Here is a 21,376-nt window from a genome sequence, read left to right on the forward strand (position 1 = left end):
CACTTATTCCATGCCGAGCTCTTTTAGCTTGCGAGTCAAGGTATTACGTCCCCAGCCCAACAAACGTGCCGCTTCCTGCTTATGGCCCTGCGTATGTCGCAGCGCAGTAGTCAGCAGCGTGCGCTCCATCTCCGGCTGTGCTTCTGACAACAAGTTTTGATGACCGGAACGTAAAGCACGATCGGCCCACTGTGCCAGCAACGTTGCCCAGCTATCAGGCAGTGATTGCACTGGATTTTCTGGTGTGTTCGATTCAAACAGCTCTGAAGGCAGATCCTGAATCAGTACTTCCTGGCCAGCCGCCATCACCGTTAGCCAGCGACAGGTATTTTCCAACTGGCGTACGTTACCGGACCAGTGAAGGCGCGTTAATGCTGTCTCGGTTTCAGGATGCAAAATTTTCGCTTCGACACCCAGTTCTCGCGCAGCAACCTGCAGGAAATAACGCGCCAGACGAGGAATATCTTCGCGACGCTCGCGCAACGGTGGCAAATGTACCCGGATGACATTCAGACGGTGGAATAAATCCTCACGGAACTTGCCTTCCTGTACTCGTAGCTCAAGGTTCTGATGCGTAGCAGCAATGATGCGAACATCAACCTTTACAGGCGCATAGCCGCCAACACGATAAAACTGGCCATCAGCTAAAACGCGTAGCAAGCGGGTTTGCACATCTAAAGGCATATCACCGATTTCATCTAAAAATAGTGTGCCGCCGTCGGCCTGCTCGAAACGGCCCTGCCGAATCTGATTCGCTCCAGTAAAGGCGCCTTTTTCATGACCAAACAGCTCGGATTCAATCAAATCCTTGGGAATGGCAGCCATATTCAGGGCAATAAATGGCGATTTTGCCCGTGGGCTATGACGATGCAGCGCGTGCGCCACTAACTCTTTACCGGTACCCGATTCACCATTGATCAGTACGCTGATTGACGAGCGCGACAGGCGGCCAATGATACGGAATACATCCTGCATGGCAGGCGCTTCACCGATAATATCGGTTGTTGGCCCGCTAACTGGCTGATTACGCGGCTGCTGCTGTTCCTGATAATGACTGATAGCACGCTCAACCAGCGCGACCGCTTCATCAATATCGAAAGGTTTCGGCAGGTAATCAAACGCACCTTGCTGGTAAGCACTGACCGCAGCATCTAAATCAGAATGCGCCGTCATGATAATCACGGGCAGCATCGGATGACGCTGTTTAATCTGTTTTAGCAGCGCCAGTCCATCCATACCCGGCATGCGAATATCTGACAATAAAACATCTGGGGTTTTGGTCGAAAGTGCATCTAGCACCTCGCTTGCGCTGTCAAAAGTGGCGCAGTTTAAACCGGCTCCAGTGAGCGCGCGTTCAAGCACCCAGCGGATGGAGCTATCGTCATCGACGATCCAGACTATCCCTCGTTGCATAGAAACCTCACTGGCGAATAGGCAAGTAAACCGAGAATTCGGTGTGACCAGGCCAACTGTTAAATTCTATTTTTCCTGAATGCTGATCGATCAAGCTGCGTGCGATTGAAAGGCCTAAACCGGTGCCGCCTTCACGCCCGCTGACCATCGGATAGAACAGCGTATCTTGCAGTTGAGCTGGAATACCCGGGCCGTCATCCTCTATATCGATGCGCGCCACCAGGCGATATCGCGTGCCATGCAGCGTTAACTGAAACGCCGTGCGGGTACGAATAATGATTGTGCCGCCTTCTTCACCCAACGCCTGAAGGGCGTTGCGTACTACGTTCAGCAGAACCTGCTCAATTTGATCCGGGTCATGCGGCAATTCCGGCAAGCTGGGGTCATAATCGCGCACCAGCGAGACGTTGTCAGGCAGCTCCATCGACACCAAATTCACCACGCGCTCAGCGACTTGATGAATACTTTGAGTGATGTGCATGCCAGGCTGCTGCGGCCCTAACAGGCGATCCACCAGGTTTCGCAACCGGTCCGCCTGCTCAATAATAACTTTGGTGTATTCGTTCAGCGACGGATCGGGCAGCGCACGTGATAACAATTGCGCAGCACCGCGTAACCCTCCCAGCGGATTTTTAATTTCATGTGCCAGACCACGAACCAAATCGCGCGCTGCAACCTGTTGGGCGTGCTGTAACTGTTCCTGACTAAGACGACGTTGGTTATCCATCGGCGCCATTTCCATCAGGATAAAACCATCAGGCAAGCGTTGCGCCGTCAGTGACATAATGTGCGCGCGGCCATCCACAACCAGCGTCACTTCACTGTCGGTAAATCCCTGGCCAGCCTCAAGACTTTCACGCATCACCTCAACATTCAGCGAAAAGTAGCCGGTTAATTCAGGTAACGGCGTGCCGAACAATTTACGTGAGCTTTGCGCCAGTAATTGCTGCGCCGCCGGGTTGGCGTAATGAATAACCAAATCGTTATCCACCAACAAAATACTGTTGATTAATGAATTGAGAATCTGCCCTGCATCGGGCAGAGAGCCAGTTGCCATACAGCGTTCCTTTGCACTAAGTGAGTGCATTGTAGTATTTAAGCCGAATTTCAGGCGAATGAACGATGGATTCGCGGAGAAAAAGCCCATCCGAAGATGGGCTAAAAATTTCCACGGCAACATAAAACCTAAAACTGATTAAACGCTGTAGTAAAGCTCGAACTCTACCGGGTGCGGAGTCATGCGAACGCGGTCGTCTTCAGCTTTACGCAGGGTGATGTAGGCATCGATGGTTTCGTCAGTGAACACGCCGCCACGGGTCAGGAACTCGCGGTCTTCGTTCAGTGCGTTCAGCGCTTCTTCCAGTGAGCCAGCCACTTTTGGAATCTCAGCTTCTTCTTCCGGCGGCAGGTCATACAGGTTTTTGTCCATCGCGTCGCCAGGATGGATCTTGTTGATGATGCCGTCAAGGCCAGCCATCAGCAGAGCAGTAAACGCCAGGTATGGGTTTGCCGCTGGATCCGGGAAGCGCGCTTCAATACGACGTGCTTTCGGGCTAGCAACAACTGGGATACGGATTGATGCAGAACGGTTACGCGCGGAGTAAGCCAGCATAACCGGTGCTTCGTAACCCGGGACCAAACGCTTGTAAGAGTTGGTAGTCGGGTTAGCTAAGGCGTTGATTGCTTTAGCATGCTTGATAATACCGCCGATGTAGAACAGCGCCATTTCAGACAGGCCGCCGTACTTGTCGCCAGAGAACAGGTTCTCGCCACCTTTAGACAGTGACATATGGCAGTGCATACCAGAACCGTTGTCGCCAAACATTGGCTTCGGCATGAAGGTCGCAGTTTTACCGTATGCATGTGCAACGTTGTGCACAACATATTTGTAGATCTGAATTTCGTCAGCTTTTTTGGTCATGGTGTTGAAGCGGGTTGCCACTTCGTTCTGACCAGCAGTAGCCACTTCGTGGTGATGCGCTTCTACTACCAGACCCATTTGTTCCATGGTCAGACACATGGCAGAACGGATGTCCTGAGCTGAGTCAACAGGTGGAACAGGGAAGTAGCCGCCTTTCAGACCTGGACGGTGACCTTTGTTGCCGCCTTCGTACTCTTTACCGGTGTTCCAGGCTGCTTCGATATCGTCGATAGCAACGTGTGAGCCGGAAGTAGAAGAACCGAAACGGATGTCATCAAACAGGAAGAATTCTGGTTCTGGCCCGAACAGCACGGTGTCCGCGATGCCAGAAGAGCGCAGGAAATCTTCAGCGCGCTTTGCGATTGAACGTGGATCACGATCGTAGCCCTGCATGGTGCCTGGCTCGAGAATGTCGCAACGGATGATCAGCGTAGAATCTTCGAAGAACGGATCCATTACCGCCGTGGTTGCGTCAGGCATCAGCACCATGTCTGATTCGTTAATGCCTTTCCAGCCACCGATGGAGGAGCCATCGAACATTTTGCCTTCTTCGAAGAAGTCAGCGTTAACCTGGTGAGCAGGGATAGTAACGTGCTGTTCTTTACCTTTAGTATCGGTAAAACGCAGGTCAACAAACTTAACTTCATTCTCGTTCATCATCGAGAGAACGTGTTCAGCGGACATACTCAACTCTCCTGGAAATGGTCATTGTCTACATGGTGAGAGAACTTCGTTGCCTGGAATGCGTCTCTTATTACAACCATTCCTAACCAACTGAATCTCGGCAAGCTCTTCAACCGTTGTCTAACTGTCGTTTTCGCTTGATTAATATAAAGCGAATTCTGTGCCAACTTTCTGTCATCGTGCTAAATAGCGCTATAATGCGCTCTCTTATCTCTCTTGCGCTGCACCAGTATGGATGCCTTGCACCAATATTGTGCTTTTCACGCAAATATCAGCACCAATTTGGTGCGTCACGCCAACTTAGTGCATTTTCTGCACCGAGAACAGTGCGAATTTCCCCCAATGCAATAAACTTTCAGTGAAAAGTGTGATCATGTTCAGTCTTCCGCTTAATCCGTGTACAATAGCGCGCTATTTCTATTTCTATAAATGCCTGAGGCAAAGCTGTGATCGAAAATTTGCGTAACATCGCCATCATCGCGCACGTTGACCATGGAAAGACCACCCTGGTTGACAAACTGCTGCAACAATCCGGTACCTTCGATGCCCGTACCGAAGCTACTGAGCGCGTGATGGACTCCAATGACCTGGAGAAAGAGCGTGGGATTACCATCCTCGCAAAAAACACCGCCATTAAGTGGAATGACTACCGTATCAACATCGTTGATACCCCAGGACACGCCGACTTCGGTGGTGAAGTTGAGCGCGTCATGTCCATGGTGGATTCGGTGCTGCTGGTTGTAGATGCGATGGATGGCCCTATGCCGCAAACCCGCTTCGTGACCAAAAAAGCGTTCGCGCATGGTCTGAAGCCGATTGTGGTTATCAACAAAATTGACCGTCCTGGCGCACGTCCAGATTGGGTTGTTGATCAGGTATTTGACCTGTTCGTTAACCTTGATGCGACCGACGAACAGCTCGACTTCCCTATCATTTACGCTTCTGCGCTGAATGGTATCGCGGGTCTGGAACACACTGACATGGCGGACGACATGACCCCGCTGTATCAGGCAATTGTTGACCACGTTTCTCCGCCACAGGTTGAAGCTGACGCGCCACTGCAGATGCAGATTTCGCAGTTGGACTACAACAACTATCTGGGCGTTATCGGCATCGGCCGCATCAAGCGCGGTAAAGTTAAGCCGAACCAGCAAGTGACTATCATTGATAGCGAAGGCAAAACCCGTAACGGTAAAGTCGGTAAAGTGCTGGGCCACTTGGGTCTGGAACGTATCGATACTGATATGGCAGAAGCGGGCGACATCATCGCGATCACCGGTCTGGGCGAGCTGAACATCTCTGACACTATTTGCGACACGCAAAATGTTGAAGCATTGCCAGCCCTGAGCGTTGATGAGCCAACCGTAACCATGTTCTTTAACGTCAACACCTCACCGTTCTGCGGTAAAGAAGGTAAGTACGTGACTTCACGTCAGATCCTTGAGCGTCTGAACAAAGAACTGGTTCACAACGTTGCGCTGCGTGTTGAAGAAACCGAAGATGCTGATGCGTTCCGCGTATCAGGTCGTGGTGAACTTCACCTTTCTGTATTGATTGAAAACATGCGTCGTGAAGGTTTCGAACTGGCGGTATCCCGTCCGAAAGTTATCTTCCGTGAAATCGATGGCCGCAAACAAGAGCCATTCGAAAACGTTACGTTGGATATCGAAGAGAATAACCAAGGCTCAGTAATGCAAGCCATGGGTGAGCGTAAAGGCGATCTGAAAAACATGGATCCGGATGGTAAAGGCCGCGTACGTCTCGACTACGTGATCCCAAGCCGTGGCTTGATTGGCTTCCGTAACGAATTCATGACCATGACTTCCGGTACCGGCCTGCTGTACTCCACCTTCAGCCATTATGACGATATTCGTCAGGGCGAAGTGGGCCAGCGCCAGAACGGCGTGCTGATCTCTAACGGCCAAGGCAAAGCAGTTGCGTTTGCATTGTTCAGCCTGCAGGATCGCGGCAAATTGTTCCTGGGTCACGGTGCAGAAGTATATGAAGGCCAGATCATCGGTATTCACAGCCGTTCTAACGACCTGACTGTTAACTGTCTGACCGGTAAGAAGCTGACCAACATGCGTGCTTCTGGTACTGACGAAGCGACAACTCTGGTTCCGCCAATCAAGATGACTCTTGAGCAGGCGATCGAGTTCATCGATGATGACGAACTGGTAGAAGTGACGCCGCAGTCAGTACGTATCCGTAAACGTCACCTGACTGAGAACGACCGTAAGCGTGCTTCACGCGGTAGCAAAGACGTTTAATCTGTCTGTTACAGTCGTTTAATAATGAGCCCCGCAATGCGGGGCTTTTTTTGCCTGCCATATTCTGATTTTGGTGTGATTTTAACTTCTCCGGCTAAATGACCCCGCCCGCGTAGCACCAGCCTGTCGCTTTCTTGCGGCAGCTTCCACTTCGTAGCTTTCTCTTCGCTGTTGCCTGTTCAGCCTCGGCTTTTGCCGCTAGAGTGAATAATCCAGGGAATAGAAGGAGGCACCATGCTGTACATATTTGATTTAGGTAATGTGATCATCGATATCGACTTCAACCGCGTATTAGGCGTCTGGAGCGATCTGAGTCGAGTACCGCTGGCATCTTTGCAAAGCCATTTCCATATGGATGAGGAGTTTGAACAACACGAACGCGGCGAAATCAGCGATGAAACATTTGCGGCTGCACTGTGTGAAAAACTAGACATTGCCTTGAGCTATGAGCAGTTTACGGCAGGCTGGCAGGCAGTCTTTGTCGGCGTACGTTCTGATACCTTGGCGTTGATGCATAAACTGCGAGCCGAAGGCCATCGCGTGGTGATTTTGTCTAATACCAATAAGCTGCATTATGCCTTCTGGCCAACGCAATATCCTGAAGTTCAACAAGCAGCAGACAAACTTTACCAGTCGCAGGATCTGGGCATGCGCAAGCCAGAAGCACGCATCTATCAGCATGTATTGAATGCTGAAGGTGTTAGCGCCGATCACGCGGTGTTCTTTGATGACAACGAGCAAAATATTGAAGCGGCACGTGCGTTAGGCATTGAAAGCGTATTAGTCACTGACAATAAAACTGTGCCCAACTGGTTTGCGAGCCAGCACTAAACCATGATGTTGCGAAGATACCGTCCTAAGCTACATGCCTTCTGGTTGTGGCTCAAACTGCTGTGGAAACGCATTAACGATGACAACATGACAACACAGGCAGGTAATCTGGCTTACGTCTCGTTGTTGGCTCTGGTACCGCTGATTGCCGTGGTCTTTGCCTTATTTGCTGCCTTTCCGGTGTTCTCTGACGTCAGCGTGCAGCTGAAAAGCTTCATCTTCAACAACTTTATGCCTGCCGCAGGCAACACGCTGCAACGTTATCTTGAACAATTTGTGGCTAACGTGAATCGCATGACGGCGGTAGGTGCGGTGGGGTTAATTGTTACCGCACTGCTACTGATGCATACGGTTGATGCCGCGCTCAATGACATCTGGCGCAGTGATAAAAAGCGCCCGCTGGTTTACTCATTCGCCGTATATTGGATGATTTTAACGCTGGGGCCGCTGTTGGCCGGGGCCAGCCTGGCGATCAGCTCGTATTTGTTGTCGCTACGATGGATAAATGCCACAGGCGTGACCAGTTTGATTGATCAGATGCTGCGTATCTTTCCCCTGCTGCTGTCGTGGCTCGCTTTTTGGTTGTTATACAGCATTGTTCCAACCAAACGTGTGCCGCCACGCGATGCGCTAATTGGTGCCTTAATTGCCGGTGCGCTTTTTGAGTTGGGTAAAAAGGGCTTTGCGCTGTATGTTACGATGTTCCCTTCATACCAGTTAATTTATGGCGTGCTAGCCGTCATCCCTATCCTGTTTTTGTGGGTTTACTGGACGTGGTGCATTGTCTTATTAGGTGCTGAAATCACCGCCACGTTGGATGACTATCGCCAGTTAAAACAACAAGAAAGAGAATTAAAACGAGAGGAACCATGATTGCATTGATTCAACGCGTGCAACACGCCAGCGTCAGCGTCGATCACAGCGTGATAGGGGAAATTGGCGCAGGTCTATTGATTCTTCTGGGCGTGGAAAAAGGGGATGAAGAGAAGCATGCGGAGCGTCTCGCAGAACGTGTATTGGGCTATCGCATTTTCAGCGACGAGCAGGGCAAAATGAACCTGAGCGTTAAACAAGCGGGCGGCAGCGTGCTGGTAGTCTCGCAGTTCACGCTAGCGGCTGATACACAAAAAGGCATGCGACCGTCGTTTTCAGGTAGTGCGGAGCCTGTAGAAGCGGAACGCCTTTATCACTATTTCAGCGACTGCTGTCGCAAGCAGGAAGTCATTACAGCAAATGGCCGCTTTGCTGCTGATATGCAAGTCGCGCTGGTGAATGATGGTCCTGTAACGTTTTGGTTGCAGGTGTGAGGTCGTTAGCCGAGCGGCAAGGGAACAGCCACGCAAGCTCCGAACGAGAGAATCACTTTATGTATCATCTTCGCGTGCCACAGACGGCGGAGGAGCTGGATATTTATTATCAGTTCCGCTGGGAAATGTTGCGAAAACCGCTGCGTCAGCCGCAGGGTTCGGAACGAGATGCATGGGATGCGTTAGCGCATCATCAAATGGTAGTAGACGAGCAGGGCAATCCCGTTGCCATCGGCAGGCTGTATATCAATGCTGATAACGAAGCCGCTATTCGCTTTCTGGCCGTTCATCCCTCGGTACAAGGCAAAGGCTTAGGTACGCTGGTAGCGATGACGCTGGAATCGGTTGCCCGCCAGGAAGGTGTAAAGCGTGTTACCTGTAGCGCCCGTGAAGATGCCGTGGCGTTTTTTGCCAAGCTGGGGTATGTCAATCAAGGCGAAATTACTGCGCCGCAAACCACGCCGGTACGTCACTTTTTGATGATCAAACCGGTGGTCACGCTGGATGATATTCTGCATCGCGCCGATTGGTGCGGCCAGCTCCAGCAGGCGTGGTACGAGAATATCCCGCTTAGCGAGAAGATGGGCGTTCGTATTCTGCAATACACCGGACAGAAGTTCATCACGACCATGCCGGAAACCGGTAATCAGAACCCACACCATACTTTATTTGCGGGCAGTTTATTCTCGCTGGCAACGCTGACCGGCTGGGGTTTAATCTGGCTGCTGCTCCGTGAGCGCCATTTGGGCGGCACGATTATCCTCGCGGATGCACATATACGCTACAGTCGGCCTATTAGTGGACGCCCCGGCGCTATCGCCGATCTCGGCTCATTAAGTGGCGATCTCGATCGTCTGGCTCGTGGACGTAAAGCGCGCGTGCAGCTGGAGGTAGAATTATTTGGTGATGATGAGTGTGGCGCGGTATTTGAAGGCGTCTACATTGTGCTGCCCGCCGATCCTGACGGGCCGCTGGAAGAGGGCGGTTCAGGCGCCCGAATCAACTAATTCAAAGGGCCGAATTTCGGCCCTTTGTTATTTTACCTGACCAGCCTGCATGCTCTGCTGCAATTGCTGGTTATCGGTTGTCACCGAAAGATTACCATTTACAGTGGGGCGTAAAGGTTCATTAGCCTTTAATGCCGCGTTGAGATGCAATTGCAAATTGCTGTCCCCGGTTAGTGAAAGCGCAGGCCATCCCCAGTTCTGTAAAACGTTTACCGGAACTGCGCGTCCGGTGAGATTAAGCGTTAAAGGACGATCTGCTTGCTGTCCCACGCCAGCGGTGCCTTCTAGCAATCCCTTATTATTAAAGGCGCTCATTTCTGTCACTTGAATCTGCTGATCGTTAGCTGTTAAAGCAATGGAAGGATGACGTAAATCGGTGCGGTTAAACGTGGCTTCAGCGGCATTCAGGTTCACCTTACCAGACCAGAATCCCCATTGATGTTGACGCGCCAGCAGCACATTTTCTCCATTACCGTCCAATGAAGTCATCTGGAAGGGGAAGGCCGGATTAATATCGATGATCAGGTTGCGATTAGAGGTAAAACGCGTCACTAAAACAGAGTCTAGCCAGTCCGGTAATGCAGTCTGCCAGCGCACTCGCCAATTTTCCGGCAAGGTATATTCCAATCCGGCCACAGCCAAATTATCCAGCGTGAGGCGTTTATCACTGCGTGACCAATTGCCGTCAGCACGTATCACTCCGTTGGCCCAGCGAGAACTAAACTGGTTCAGCGTAATGCCTTGCGGCGAAAAATCGACGTTAACAATGGGATCATTCAACTCAAAACGACCATTGATAAAGTTACCCGCGTTCATCGCCAGCGAACCATCCTGACTCTGCCAGTCGTTGCCTTGCCAGTTAAGATTTTTCAGCGTCAGATCGAGATCGGTAACTGCCCAATCCGGGCCTTGTAGACGCGCATCGGTCATATCCAGACGAGTAATCGAAATCGACGGTACGTTTTGGAACGGACGCAAAAAATCGCCCAGATTGCTGGCGGTTTGCAGACGAATATCATTCAGGCGGAGCTGATTAATCTTCCAGTTGCCTTGCGCATCGCGTTCACCGTTACCCGTCATGGAGCCGCGGGCCAAATCAGCGCCAATATTGCTGAACAGCATACGTCCTTGCGTTACGCTACCCTGAATCAGTACGTTGTCGCCGGGTACACCGTTTAACGACATTGTGCCTGCACTCATTTGAAACTGCGCATCGCGGCCAAGCATATCGCTGGCGGTCGGTTTCCACGGCACTATGCCGCCGTTAACCTGTTGAGCGAACAGAGGCAATGCGTTATTCGGGCTATCAACACGCATATTGTTCAACTGCAGGCGATTAGCCTGAACCGGCAGTGCGCTGGTTGGCGTCAGGTTTGCCAGATTAATTTCGCCGTCACGTAATTCAATGCTGCTGAAATGCAGCGGATCGCTGAACTGTACTAACGCTAAACCCAAATCAACACGTTTTGCGACCAATACCGCAGGCTGGCCATCATGACCAAAACTGAAATTATCGAGTGTGATATGAGAAGGGGCAGAGAAATTGTGCTCTATCTTACTCAGGGAGAGATGCCAGTCAGTTTTGTCACTCACCCAACGGCTAAACCAACCTGCACCCCATTGCGTTTGCAGCATGACATAAATAAAGACCAGGCCGAGCAGCAGCAGCAGCACTAAGGTGAGAAAAAACTTTCCTAAAAATTTCATTGCATCCATCCCGAGTTAAATCCGGTCAGAGGTTGTTATGCCTGAAATACCGTTACAGCTCAACCGCCTGGATGTAAATCCGAATAAATAGCAGGCAGGCCGAAGCCTGCCTAAAGAATTACTTTTCTTGAGGGAAGATCAGGTTTAAGACGATAGCGGTGATGCCGCCTGCCGCGATGCCAGAAGAAAGCAGCGTTTTCAACCAGTCAGGCGCAAATTGCAGGATCAGCGGCTGCTGAGAAACACCCAAGCCAACAGCCAGCGACAGCGCAATAATCATGATGGCACGACGATTCAGCGGTTCGCGCGAAACAATGCGCACACCAGACGCCGCGATAGTCCCAAACATGACGATCGTCGCTCCGCCCAGTACAGGTTCTGGAATATGCTGCACAAAACCGCTCACTGCTGGAAACAGGCCAAGGACGATCAGCATCAGGGCGACGACAAATCCTACGTAACGGCTGGCAACACCGGTTAACTGAATCACACCGTTGTTTTGACCAAAGCAGGAGTTCGGGAATGTGTTGAAGAGTGCCGAAACAAAAGAATTCAAACCATTTGCCAGCACGCCGCCTTTAAGACGCTTCATATAAAGCGGGCCGCTTACCGGTTGTTCAGAAACGTCAGATGTCGCAGTAATATCGCCAATCGTCTCCAGTGATGTCACCATAAAAACCAACATCAGCGGAATCAGCAGGTTCCAGTCAAAGCCCAGGCCGTAATAAAGTGGCATCGGGATGGCAACCAGCGGCTGATCGCTGGAAGCAGAGGTTTGTGGGAGCATATCCAACGACCAGGCAAGCAGATAACCCACTGCCATAGCAATCACCAACGAAGCAACGCGTAGATAAGCATTTTTCTGACGATTAAGCAGGATAATCACTAACAGCACAGCGCCTGCCAACAACAAGTTTTTCGGTGCGCCAAAACTGTGATCGTTCATCGCCGCAAAGCCGCCGCCAATGGAGGTCAAACCCACCTGAATCAGCGAAAGACCGATAATCATCACGACAATGCCAGAGACCAGCGGTGTAATAATGCGACGCGCCAGATGCAATACGCGCGACAGCACCATTTCAGTACAAGATGCTACCATTAACGTGCCGAACAGCGCTGCCATCATAGTTGGCACATCGGCCCCGCCGTTTTTAAGCGCCATTCCACCCATAATCAGCGGCGTCACAAAGTTGAAACTGGTGCCCTGAATCGATAACAGACCAGAGCCCACGGGGCCCCAGGTTTTTATCTGCAGGATTGAAGCTACGCCCGAGGCAAAAAGCGACATGCTAATGATGTGCTGCGTATCATGCGCGGGCAGGCCGAGCGCCTGGCAAATCAGCAGTGCAGGTGTAATTACCGCAACGAACATGGCCAGCAGATGCTGACAGGCGGCAAACAGGGTTTGCGGCAGCGGCGGACGATCTTCAAGACGGTAAATGAGTTCACTTTGACTGACGGAAGGTTGGCTTTGCTGCGGATTGCTGGACATCTTTTGCTGTTCCCAGAAAAATAGTGTGGCGATTGTAATCATCCGCGAGACAAAAGCAATCGTTTGCCCAATGGTGATAAAAAACGCCGATTAGACGTTGGTATAACGGACATTTTCCGGTAGCCAGCGTTCAATCAAGGCGCTGGCCTGTTCGGGATAGTGCTGGTGGATGTGGCGTGCGACGCGCTGCACTTCTGGTACCATCGCCTGGTCGCGCAAAAGGTCCGCAACTTTGAATTCAGCATTGCCGGTTTGGCGTGTTCCTAATAACTCGCCAGGCCCACGAATTTCTAAATCGAACTGCGCGATGACAAAGCCATCATTGCTGTCGCGCAGCACCTGCAACCGCTTCTGCGCGGTTTTGCTGAGTGGTGCTTTATAGAGCAATACGCAATGTGACGCGACTGCACCTCGCCCAACGCGCCCGCGCAGCTGATGAAGCTGCGCCAAACCCAGGCGCTCAGGGTTTTCGATAATCATCAGACTGGCATTAGGCACGTCAACGCCAACTTCAATAACGGTGGTGGCTACCAGTAATTGCAGCTCATTAGCCTTGAAGGCCTGCATAACTGCCTGCTTCTCTGCCGGTTTCATGCGGCCATGAACCAGCCCAATATTCAAATCAGGCAATGCATTTTTTAAGGCTTCCCAACTCGCTTCCGCCGCTTGCGCTTCCAGCAACTCTGACTCTTCAATTAGCGTACAAACCCAATATGCCTGACGGCCTTCTCGGCAAGCATGCTCAACGCGCGTCATGATTTCATCACGGCGACTATCGGGGATAGCGACTGTGGTGACTGGCGTGCGGCCTGGCGGCAGTTCATCGATGGTCGACGTATCAAGATCGGCATACGCGGTCATAGCGAGAGTGCGGGGAATGGGCGTGGCAGTCATGATTAACTGATGCGGATGGAAACCTTGCTCTTCGCCTTTTTCCCAGAGCGCCAGGCGTTGATGTACACCAAAGCGATGTTGCTCATCAATAATCACCAAGGCCAGGCCGTTGAACTGTACCTGTTCCTGAAACAATGCATGCGTGCCAACCACCATTGCGACATCGCCATTAGCGATAGCATCTTGCTGTGCCTGGCGTGCTTTGCCTTTTTGTTTTCCGGCTAACCAACCCACCTCAATACCCAGCGGCGCAAACCACTGCCGGAAATTGGCCGCGTGCTGCTCAGCCAGCAGTTCAGTCGGCGCCATGAGTGCAACCTGTTTGCCATGCGCAATAACGTTTAGTGCAGACAATGCCGCCACCAGCGTTTTACCAGAACCGACATCACCTTGTACTAAACGCATCATCGGGAAATCGTTGGCTAAATCTTTTTCAATCTCTTGCACTACCCTTTTTTGCGCGTTGGTCGGCGAGAAAGGCAGCGCTGCCAGCAATTGCTCGCTGAGGTTATGACGTGCCGGCATCGGTAAAGCGTAATAGCGCTGTGCGCCAGCGCGAACGGCCAACATGCTGAGATTGTGTGCTAAAAGCTCTTCAAGGATCAGTCGACGTTGAGCCGGATGACGCCCGCTCTCCAGTTCGCTTAATTTTAAATCGGGTGGTGGACGGTGCAATGTGCGCAGTGCATCCGGCAGGCTTATCAGTCCGCCGCTTAATTCTTGCGGAAGTAGCTCAGCAATTGGGCAGCTTTCCAGCAGTGTCAGCGCTTGATCGGTCAGGTTACGTAGAGTCGCCTGGCGAATGCCTTCCGTGGTGGGATAAACCGGCGTTAGCGTCTCTTCCAGCGCTACATTGCTGTGTTCGCCCTGAATACGGTATTCAGGATGGATGATTTCAGCGCCACGCTGGCCGCGTTTGATTTCGCCGTATGCAGTAACGCGACGGCCTGGCGCAAGGCCATTTTTCATCCCAGCGTTAAAGTTGAAGAACCTCAACGTCAGCACGCCGCTGCCATCACTGATTTGGCACACCATCATACGGCGACGACCAAAAGTGATTTCAGAATGCAACACTTCGCCTTCTACCGTGGCCCAAATGCCGGGCAGCAAATCATCAATGGCGTAAAGTTGGGTGCGGTCTTCGTAGCGTAGCGGCAGATGCAGCAGTAAGTCTTGAATGGTGTGCAGGTCAATTTTGGCAAGTTTCGCTGCCTGACTGGCGCCGACGCCGGTCAGGGTACTGAGCGGGATGGCATCCAGCAGGCGGCCTTTCATTTTTTACCTTTGGCTTGCATGGTGGCCCACCAATCAGCATCGGCTTCCACTTCGCCTTGCGTATTGATGTGCGGATAGGGCAAGCCTTTTTGATTAGCCACGCGGGCCAGCACCGGATAACCGCCTTCAAACAGCAAACGTTGCTGCTCTGCTTCATCCAGCAAGCTGTAGTCGCGTTGATAAAGGCCAGCGTTTTGACGTTGACGCTGTGCTTCATAAAGGATCAGTGCGGAGGCAACCGAAACGTTCAATGACTGCACCATGCCAACCATAGGAATGATAATGTCCTGATCGGCCAGCGCGAGCGCTTCTTCGGTGATGCCGGTTTTTTCCTGACCCATCAGAATACAGGTGGGTTTGGTGTAATCAATTTCACGAAAGTCTACGGCGCTGTCAGAAAGATGCGTCGCAAGGACCTGCATTTTTTGGTCTTTCAGGTGCTTTACCGCTTCGCGAATGTTGCGATGTGTGACCACTTTGACCCAGCTATTACTGCCTGCCGAAGCGGAAACTTGAGTTCGCATACGTTGACTTGGCCAAACGGCGTGGACTTCATGAATGCCGACGGCATCAGCGGTACGAATCACCGCAGAGACGTTATGCGGCTTGTGCACCTGTTCCATGCAGACGGTAAGATCGTGCTGGCGCAAGGCCAGCATCTCTTGAATACGCGCAAATCTTTGATCGTTCATGGACTAATTACGATTACGATGAACTTTGATCACGTCTGGCATCACGCGGATTTTACGCATGATATTGGCCAGATGGACGCGATCGCGCGCGGTCAGGCGGATAAAGGCGCTGTAAACGCGGCCATCGCGCTCTTCCGTGTTCAAGCTCTGAATATTAGAACCGGCGGTATTAATCGCTGCCGTCAAATTTGCCAGCGCACCCTGATGATTGAACATGTCGACTTTAATCTCGGCTACAAATTCTTGTTCGGTGACTTTGTCCCACTCCACCGGCATGAATTTTTCTGGTTCTTTCTGATAACCGCGAATGTTTCGACACGATTCATGGTGTACGACCAAGCCTTTACCTGGACTTACGTGAGCGACAATCGGATCGCCTGGAATCGGTCGGCAGCATTTTGCAAAGGTGATCAACACGCCATCGGCGCCTTTGATCGGCAACTTGCCACGCTTACTGCTTCCCGATTGCGTAGAACCCGTTTGCGTCAGGTTTTTTGCCACCACTACGCTCATTGCATTGCCGAGGCCAATTTCTGCCAGTAGATCATCAAGCGACGTCAGCTTCATTCGGTCAAGCTCTTGCTTGATGCTCGCAGGCGGCACTTCTGCCAGCTTGCGGCTACCGCCTAGCGCGTGACTAAGCAAGCGACGGCCCAGATTAACGGAGTCTTCACGTTTGAGGTTCTTCAGCAACTGGCGAATCTTGGCGCGCGCTTTCGAGCTAACGACAAAATTAAGCCAGGCAGCGTTCGGGCGAGCGCCTGGTGCGGTAATAATTTCGACGGTTTGACCGCTAGTCAGCGGTTGCGACAGCGGATAAGGCTGGCGATCAACGCGTGCGCCAACACAGGCATGACCGATATCGGTATGCACCGCATAGGCAAAATCCACAGGCGTCGAGTCAGTCGGTAATTCGACAATGCGGCCTTCAGGCGTAAACACATAGATCTCATCTGGAAAGAGATCGGATTTCACGCTTTCGATAAATTCAAAGGAACTGCCCGCGCTTTGTTGCAACTCCAGCAAGCTTTGCAGCCAACGCTGAGCGCGTATTTGCGCGGTGGTGCCACTTTCACCCGCCTGTTTGTAAGCCCAGTGCGCGGCGACCCCCATTTCTGCCATCTGATCCATATCTTCAGTACGAATCTGAACCTCTACCGGAACGCCGTGCGGGCCGATCATGGAGGTATGCAGTGATTGATAGCCGTTGGCCTTGGGGATGGCGATGTAATCTTTGACGCGACCAGGACGCGGCTTATATAAGCTGTGCATCTGACCGAGTACGCGATAACAGGTATCCAAATCTTTCACGATGACGCGAAAGGCATAGATATCCATGATCGAGTGAAAACGCTGCTCTTTCAGCGTCATTTTGCGGTAGATCGAGTAGAGATGCTTTTCTCGACCGCTGACGCGGCAGGGAATACCGGCTTCTTGCAGTCGGCCATCAATCTCAGAAAGAATCTTCTGGATCATCTCTTTACGGTTACCGCGCGCCGCTTTTACCACCTCTTTAATCACCCGATAACGATTAGGATACAAGGCTTCAAAGCCCAGCTCTTCCAGTTCAGTTTTAAGGTGATGAATACCTAAGCGGTGGGCCAGCGGGCTGTAGATCTCTAACGTTTCCAACGCGATGCGGCGACGTTTATCCGGACGCAAAGCGCCTAGCGTGCGCATGTTGTGGGTGCGGTCAGCCAGCTTGATGAGAATGACGCGGATGTCTTGCACCATCGCCATTATCATCTTGCGGAAGTTCTCTGCCTGCGCCTCTTTTTTGTCGCGGAACTTCAGCTTATCCAGCTTTGAAACGCCTTCCACCAGCTCAGCAACACTTTTGCCGAACAGCTGTTCCATATCCTGATAAGTCGCAGGCGTGTCTTCAATGACATCATGCAGTAGCGCGGCCATGAGTGTTTCATGGTCGAGCTTCATTTCTGCCAGAATACAGGCTACGGCGACAGGATGGGTGATGTAAGGCTCGCCGCTGGAGCGAGTCTGTCCCTCGTGAGCATCACGTGCAACAAGGTAAGCTTGCTGGAGGCGCTTGATATGCTCCTCTGGCAAGTATTTTTCAATCAGTTGATTGAGGCTTTCAAACAGATACAAGGTTGACCTGCAGGTTGCTGTTAACGACGACCTTCAGCGATAGCGGTAACAGCTTGTAATTCAGCGGCTTCCTGCTCTTGCTGCTCCTGACGATCACGCACATCTAAAATCTGATTGGTGACCAAACCTTCTTCGATTTCGCGCAATGCGATAACGGTAGGCTTATCGTTCTCTTCTGGAACCAGCGGATCTTTGCCGCCTACCTGCATCTGACGTGCACGACGTGCAGCGACCAACACCAGGTCAAAACGATTACCAACTTTTTCTACTGCGTCCTGAACGGTTACGCGTGCCATAGGTGTGCTACTCCACAGATGAAGAAATGACTGGGCATCATACTGAAACTGTATTCAGACTGCCAATAATTTGCTGATTAAAGCATCATGACGCGCCTTCTGGCGTGCCATACGTAAACGCTCTGCGCGAATAATGGTTTTAAGATCGGAAAGCGCCAGATCAAAATCATCATTCACAATTAAATAATCGTACTCGGCGTAATGGCTCATTTCGGCCACTGCCTGCGCCATGCGACGTGTAATCACCTCTTCGCTGTCTTGGCCACGGCCCCGCAAGCGGCGATCCAGTTCGTCTTTCGACGGCGGTAAAACGAAGATGCTGCGTGCGCTGGGCATTTTGGCACGAATTTGCTGCGCGCCTTGCCAGTCAATATCAAGAAATACGTCAACGCCGGTAGCGAGAACTTGCTCAATCGCTTTACGCGAAGTGCCATAATAGTTGTCAAAAACCTTTGCATGCTCAAGGAAAGCGTCTTCGGCGATCATTTTTTCAAATTCTTCTTTTTGAACGAAAAAATAATGTTCGCCATGCGTTTCGCCCGGGCGTACGCCGCGGGTGGTATGCGAAACAGACACCTGCGTATCGTACAGCGGCTGTGTCTTTAAAAGTGCCTGAATCAGGCTGGATTTACCTGCGCCGCTTGGGGCGGAAACTATATAGAGCGTGCCTTGAGCCATGATTTTCTTGAATTGAATAATAGCGGAGTCGATTTTCTGCAGAGTATACACAGCTTGCCGTCGACACGCAGCGTTTGCGCAGCGGTGACGGGTAAACTTTTGCGTATCGTCGCGCATAACACTGCGTTCTATATGTAACGCAAAGTTAAATTCTGCGTAATCTCTCCCAAGGAATAAGCGTCCAACTGGTTGAAGTGAATGTAAAAGTGTTGAATGACAAAAAACGTCAGGAGACAAAAGATGAAACGGATTTTCATATTGGCTTTGATGCTCATCATTACAGCATTTTCACTCTCTGCTGCCCAATTTGATAAGCAATCCGCACAATGTCCAGCCTGGACGCCTGCTCGCGCTCACAATGAAATGAGTCAACTTCAACAGCAATTACAGAAGTGGGATGATGCCTATTACCGAGAAGGTGTGAGTCCAGTGACTGATAATGATTACGACAGTTTGCTACAGCGCTTATCGCAATGGCAGCACTGTTTTGAATCTTCTGCGGCTGACTATCAGTCGCAATTACCTTCTGGTGGTTCAACCTTTCATCCTATCGCCCATACTGGCCTCAAAAAACTACGTGACAAGCTGGCAGTCGGATACTGGATGCAAAACCGCGACGATCTTTGGGTCCAGCCTAAAGTCGATGGTGTAGCGGTATCTTTAGTCTATCGGCATGGCAAATTGGTTTCGCTTATCAGTCGTGGAGATGGATTACGCGGTGAAGAGTGGTTGGCTAAAGCGGCGATGATTCCTGCCATTCCGCTGTCTATTGAAAGTGAGCTCGAAGATGTAATTTTACAGGGCGAGCTCTTTCTGAAGATGTCCGATCATCACCAGGCTATTGCGGGAGGTAAAAATGCTCGGGCGCAGGTTGCCGGTGCCATGATGAGTAAAAAAGCGAGCCCCTTACTGACCGAGATAGCCATTTTCATTTGGGGGTGGCCAGATGGACCTTCAGATATGGCCGATCGTTTGCAACAGCTTACGCAATGGGGGTTTGATCTTGCAGGACAATGGAGCAAAAGCGTTAAGGATGAAGACGATGTCGCTGGCTGGCGTGACCGATGGTTTCACGCGCAACTGCCTTTTGTCACCGATGGCGTGGTTATACATCAGGCTTCTCGGCCTAAAGGGAAAAGCTGGTTGCCCGGTCAAGGCGATTGGGCCGTGGCCTGGAAATATCAGCCGCCAGAGGTGAGCAGTGAAGTGCTTTCGGTCGATTTCTCAATAGGGCGTACCGGAAAGATTGCTGTGGTACTTAATCTACAGCCGGTTCAGCTGGATGATAAAACCGTCAGACGTGTGAATGTCGGCTCATTAACCCGTTGGCGAGGATACGATGTGATCGCTGGTGACCAGGTCATCATCAGCCTGGCGGGTCAAGGGATCCCAAGGTTAGAAAGGGTAATCTGGCGTGTGACAGAACGTGATTATCCTCAACAGCCAGATGCCGCAAATTTCACACCGCTGAGTTGTTATCACTTCACACCTGACTGTCAGAAACAGCTAGTGGCAAGACTGAATTGGCTTAGCCAAAAATCTGTGCTTGATATTGCAGGCGTACAACGCAGCACCTGGTTGCGCTTACTGGAAAAACCCGGCATCACGCATCTTTTTTCATGGCTGACATTAACACCCGAACAGATCACCGCTGCGGCAAGCATTTCACCTGAGCGAGCAGAGCAGATTTGGCACCGCTTTAATCTGACACGACAGCAACCATTGCGGCGCTGGATTCACGCTTTAGGCATACCTTTGCCGCGCAAAGCCTTGAATGCATTAACGGATAGCGGCTGGGACTCAATATTGCAGCGCAATGTACAAACATGGCAGGCGTTGCCAGGCGTTGGCAATGTATTAGCACAACGGATTGTTATGATGTTGCAGGATACCGAGCTGCGATCGCTTATCACTTTTTTACAGCATCAAGGCATTCCTGCAACGACATCAATGTTCCGGGTGAGGGTAGTTGAAAATCGGCAGGCCGAGACGGAAGCGCAGCGCCAGTAAACGGGCAAAGAAACCGAACAGCAGCGTAATGATCACCACGGCTTCGTGTGCCAACGGTGTTTTTAACAGCAGTATGTACATCCAGCCAGACGCGAACGCGATACCGGCATAGAGCTCTTTCTGGAATACCAAAGGAATACGATTACAAAACATATCGCGTAGCACGCCACCAAATACGCCGGTAATCACTGCACTAATCGCGGCGATAATCATTGCATGGCCGGTATCTAATGCTACCTGAGCACCGATGATTGAAAACACCACTAAACCCAAGGCGTCCAACACCAGGAACACTTTTCGCAAGTGGGTCATCAACGGAGCAACCACGGTGGTGACGACGGCAGCAGCGGCAACAATCATAATATATTCGGGGTTTTTAACCCATCCGAGGGGTAATGACCCAGCAGGATATCGCGTACCGAACCTCCGCCAATCGCAGTGACAGAAGCAATGATTATTACGCCAAACAGATCCATTTTACGCCGTCCTGCAGCAAGCGCGCCGGTCATCGCTTCTGCAGTAATACCAATAATATAGAGAACAGTAAGTAACATAGCAGGCTCCAGAAAGTCGGCAGCAAGGCTACGGTGTTAAGCGCGTAACGGCTACTGAGTTTTTCGCTTATCCAAAAAAGTGAATGAAAGGTTTAAGTGTTAATGGTGAATAATGATATAAAAATCAATGGAATGGATTAAAATCTTTAAGCTTCACTTTAGGTAAATTATATGCGCTTTAACAAAGAAAGTTATTTATTGCTGACAAATTAAGCTCGGCTTTTTAGGCGTCGCTT

16 protein-coding genes and 1 pseudogene are annotated in these 21,376 nt (G+C 51.2%); 6 read left to right on the top strand and 11 right to left on the bottom strand.

Going from position 1 to position 21,376, the window contains the following annotated elements:
* Window positions 1-3: 3 nt before the first annotated feature.
* From glnG to glnA, 3 genes are all read right to left on the bottom strand, one after another.
* On the bottom strand, window positions 4-1,413 hold the full coding sequence (gene glnG, locus KQP84_RS22025; RefSeq protein WP_215848121.1) for a nitrogen regulation protein NR(I): 1,410 nt from the start codon (window positions 1,411-1,413) through the stop codon (window positions 4-6).
* Between the two features lie 7 nt (window positions 1,414-1,420).
* Window positions 1,421-2,470: a nitrogen regulation protein NR(II) gene (glnL, locus tag KQP84_RS22030; RefSeq protein WP_215848122.1), complete on the bottom strand. Its 1,050-nt coding sequence runs from the start codon at window positions 2,468-2,470 to the stop codon at window positions 1,421-1,423.
* Window positions 2,471-2,608: 138 nt separating this feature from the next.
* The gene (gene glnA / locus KQP84_RS22035; protein ID WP_215848123.1) at window positions 2,609-4,018 is read right to left on the bottom strand and encodes a glutamate--ammonia ligase; all 1,410 of its coding nucleotides are present in this window, start codon (window positions 4,016-4,018) and stop codon (window positions 2,609-2,611) included.
* A 446-nt stretch (window positions 4,019-4,464) separates the two neighbouring features.
* Between glnA and typA the strand changes: the two genes are divergently transcribed.
* From typA to fabY, 5 genes are all read left to right on the top strand, one after another.
* Window positions 4,465-6,288: a ribosome-dependent GTPase TypA gene (typA, locus tag KQP84_RS22040; RefSeq protein WP_215848124.1), complete on the top strand. Its 1,824-nt coding sequence runs from the start codon at window positions 4,465-4,467 to the stop codon at window positions 6,286-6,288.
* A gap of 234 nt (window positions 6,289-6,522) precedes the next feature.
* Window positions 6,523-7,119, top strand: coding sequence for a glucose-1-phosphatase (gene yihX / locus KQP84_RS22045; RefSeq protein ID WP_215848125.1), 597 nt, complete (start codon window positions 6,523-6,525; stop codon window positions 7,117-7,119).
* 3 nt (window positions 7,120-7,122) lie between these two features.
* Window positions 7,123-7,992, top strand: coding sequence for a virulence factor BrkB family protein (locus KQP84_RS22050; protein ID WP_215848126.1), 870 nt, complete (start codon window positions 7,123-7,125; stop codon window positions 7,990-7,992).
* Complete coding sequence (dtd, locus tag KQP84_RS22055) at window positions 7,989-8,426, top strand: D-aminoacyl-tRNA deacylase (protein ID WP_215848127.1); 438 nt, start codon at window positions 7,989-7,991, stop codon at window positions 8,424-8,426. The genes KQP84_RS22050 and dtd overlap by 4 nt, the downstream gene beginning before the upstream one ends.
* Window positions 8,427-8,485: 59 nt before the next feature.
* The gene (gene fabY / locus KQP84_RS22060) at window positions 8,486-9,433 is read left to right on the top strand and encodes a fatty acid biosynthesis protein FabY (protein WP_215848128.1); all 948 of its coding nucleotides are present in this window, start codon (window positions 8,486-8,488) and stop codon (window positions 9,431-9,433) included.
* Window positions 9,434-9,460: 27 nt separating this feature from the next.
* Here fabY and KQP84_RS22065 read toward each other — a convergent pair whose 3' ends face one another.
* The 7 genes from KQP84_RS22065 to gmk all read right to left on the bottom strand — a co-directional run bounded on the left by KQP84_RS22065 (window position 9,461) and on the right by gmk (window position 18,576).
* Window positions 9,461-11,140, bottom strand: coding sequence for an AsmA family protein (locus KQP84_RS22065; RefSeq protein WP_215848129.1), 1,680 nt, complete (start codon window positions 11,138-11,140; stop codon window positions 9,461-9,463).
* A gap of 118 nt (window positions 11,141-11,258) precedes the next feature.
* The gene (locus KQP84_RS22070; protein ID WP_215848130.1) at window positions 11,259-12,632 is read right to left on the bottom strand and encodes a nucleobase:cation symporter-2 family protein; all 1,374 of its coding nucleotides are present in this window, start codon (window positions 12,630-12,632) and stop codon (window positions 11,259-11,261) included.
* Between the two features lie 90 nt (window positions 12,633-12,722).
* Complete coding sequence (gene recG, locus KQP84_RS22075) at window positions 12,723-14,801, bottom strand: ATP-dependent DNA helicase RecG (RefSeq protein WP_215848131.1); 2,079 nt, start codon at window positions 14,799-14,801, stop codon at window positions 12,723-12,725.
* Window positions 14,798-15,493, bottom strand: coding sequence for a tRNA (guanosine(18)-2'-O)-methyltransferase TrmH (gene trmH / locus KQP84_RS22080; protein ID WP_215848132.1), 696 nt, complete (start codon window positions 15,491-15,493; stop codon window positions 14,798-14,800). Before trmH ends, recG begins: the two co-directional genes overlap by 4 nt.
* A 3-nt stretch (window positions 15,494-15,496) precedes the next feature.
* Window positions 15,497-17,602: a bifunctional GTP diphosphokinase/guanosine-3',5'-bis pyrophosphate 3'-pyrophosphohydrolase gene (gene spoT, locus KQP84_RS22085; RefSeq protein WP_215848133.1), complete on the bottom strand. Its 2,106-nt coding sequence runs from the start codon at window positions 17,600-17,602 to the stop codon at window positions 15,497-15,499.
* Window positions 17,603-17,622: 20 nt separating this feature from the next.
* Window positions 17,623-17,898, bottom strand: coding sequence for a DNA-directed RNA polymerase subunit omega (rpoZ, locus tag KQP84_RS22090; protein ID WP_003851346.1), 276 nt, complete (start codon window positions 17,896-17,898; stop codon window positions 17,623-17,625).
* A 54-nt stretch (window positions 17,899-17,952) separates the two neighbouring features.
* Window positions 17,953-18,576: a guanylate kinase gene (gmk, locus tag KQP84_RS22095; protein WP_215848369.1), complete on the bottom strand. Its 624-nt coding sequence runs from the start codon at window positions 18,574-18,576 to the stop codon at window positions 17,953-17,955.
* A gap of 267 nt (window positions 18,577-18,843) precedes the next feature.
* Between gmk and ligB the strand changes: the two genes are divergently transcribed.
* Window positions 18,844-20,586 (top strand): NAD-dependent DNA ligase LigB, encoded by a 1,743-nt coding sequence (gene ligB, locus KQP84_RS22100; protein WP_252515504.1) that lies wholly within the window; start codon window positions 18,844-18,846, stop codon window positions 20,584-20,586.
* Here the strand turns inward: ligB and KQP84_RS22105 are convergent.
* A pseudogene (locus KQP84_RS22105) lies at window positions 20,524-21,140 on the bottom strand (trimeric intracellular cation channel family protein). The gene ligB and the pseudogene KQP84_RS22105 overlap by 63 nt on opposite strands.
* Between the last annotated feature and the right edge of the window lie 236 nt (window positions 21,141-21,376).

This window comes from Candidatus Pantoea bituminis (assembly GCF_018842675.1).
In the GTDB taxonomy this organism is placed as follows: Bacteria; Pseudomonadota; Gammaproteobacteria; order Enterobacterales; family Enterobacteriaceae; genus Pantoea; species Pantoea phytostimulans.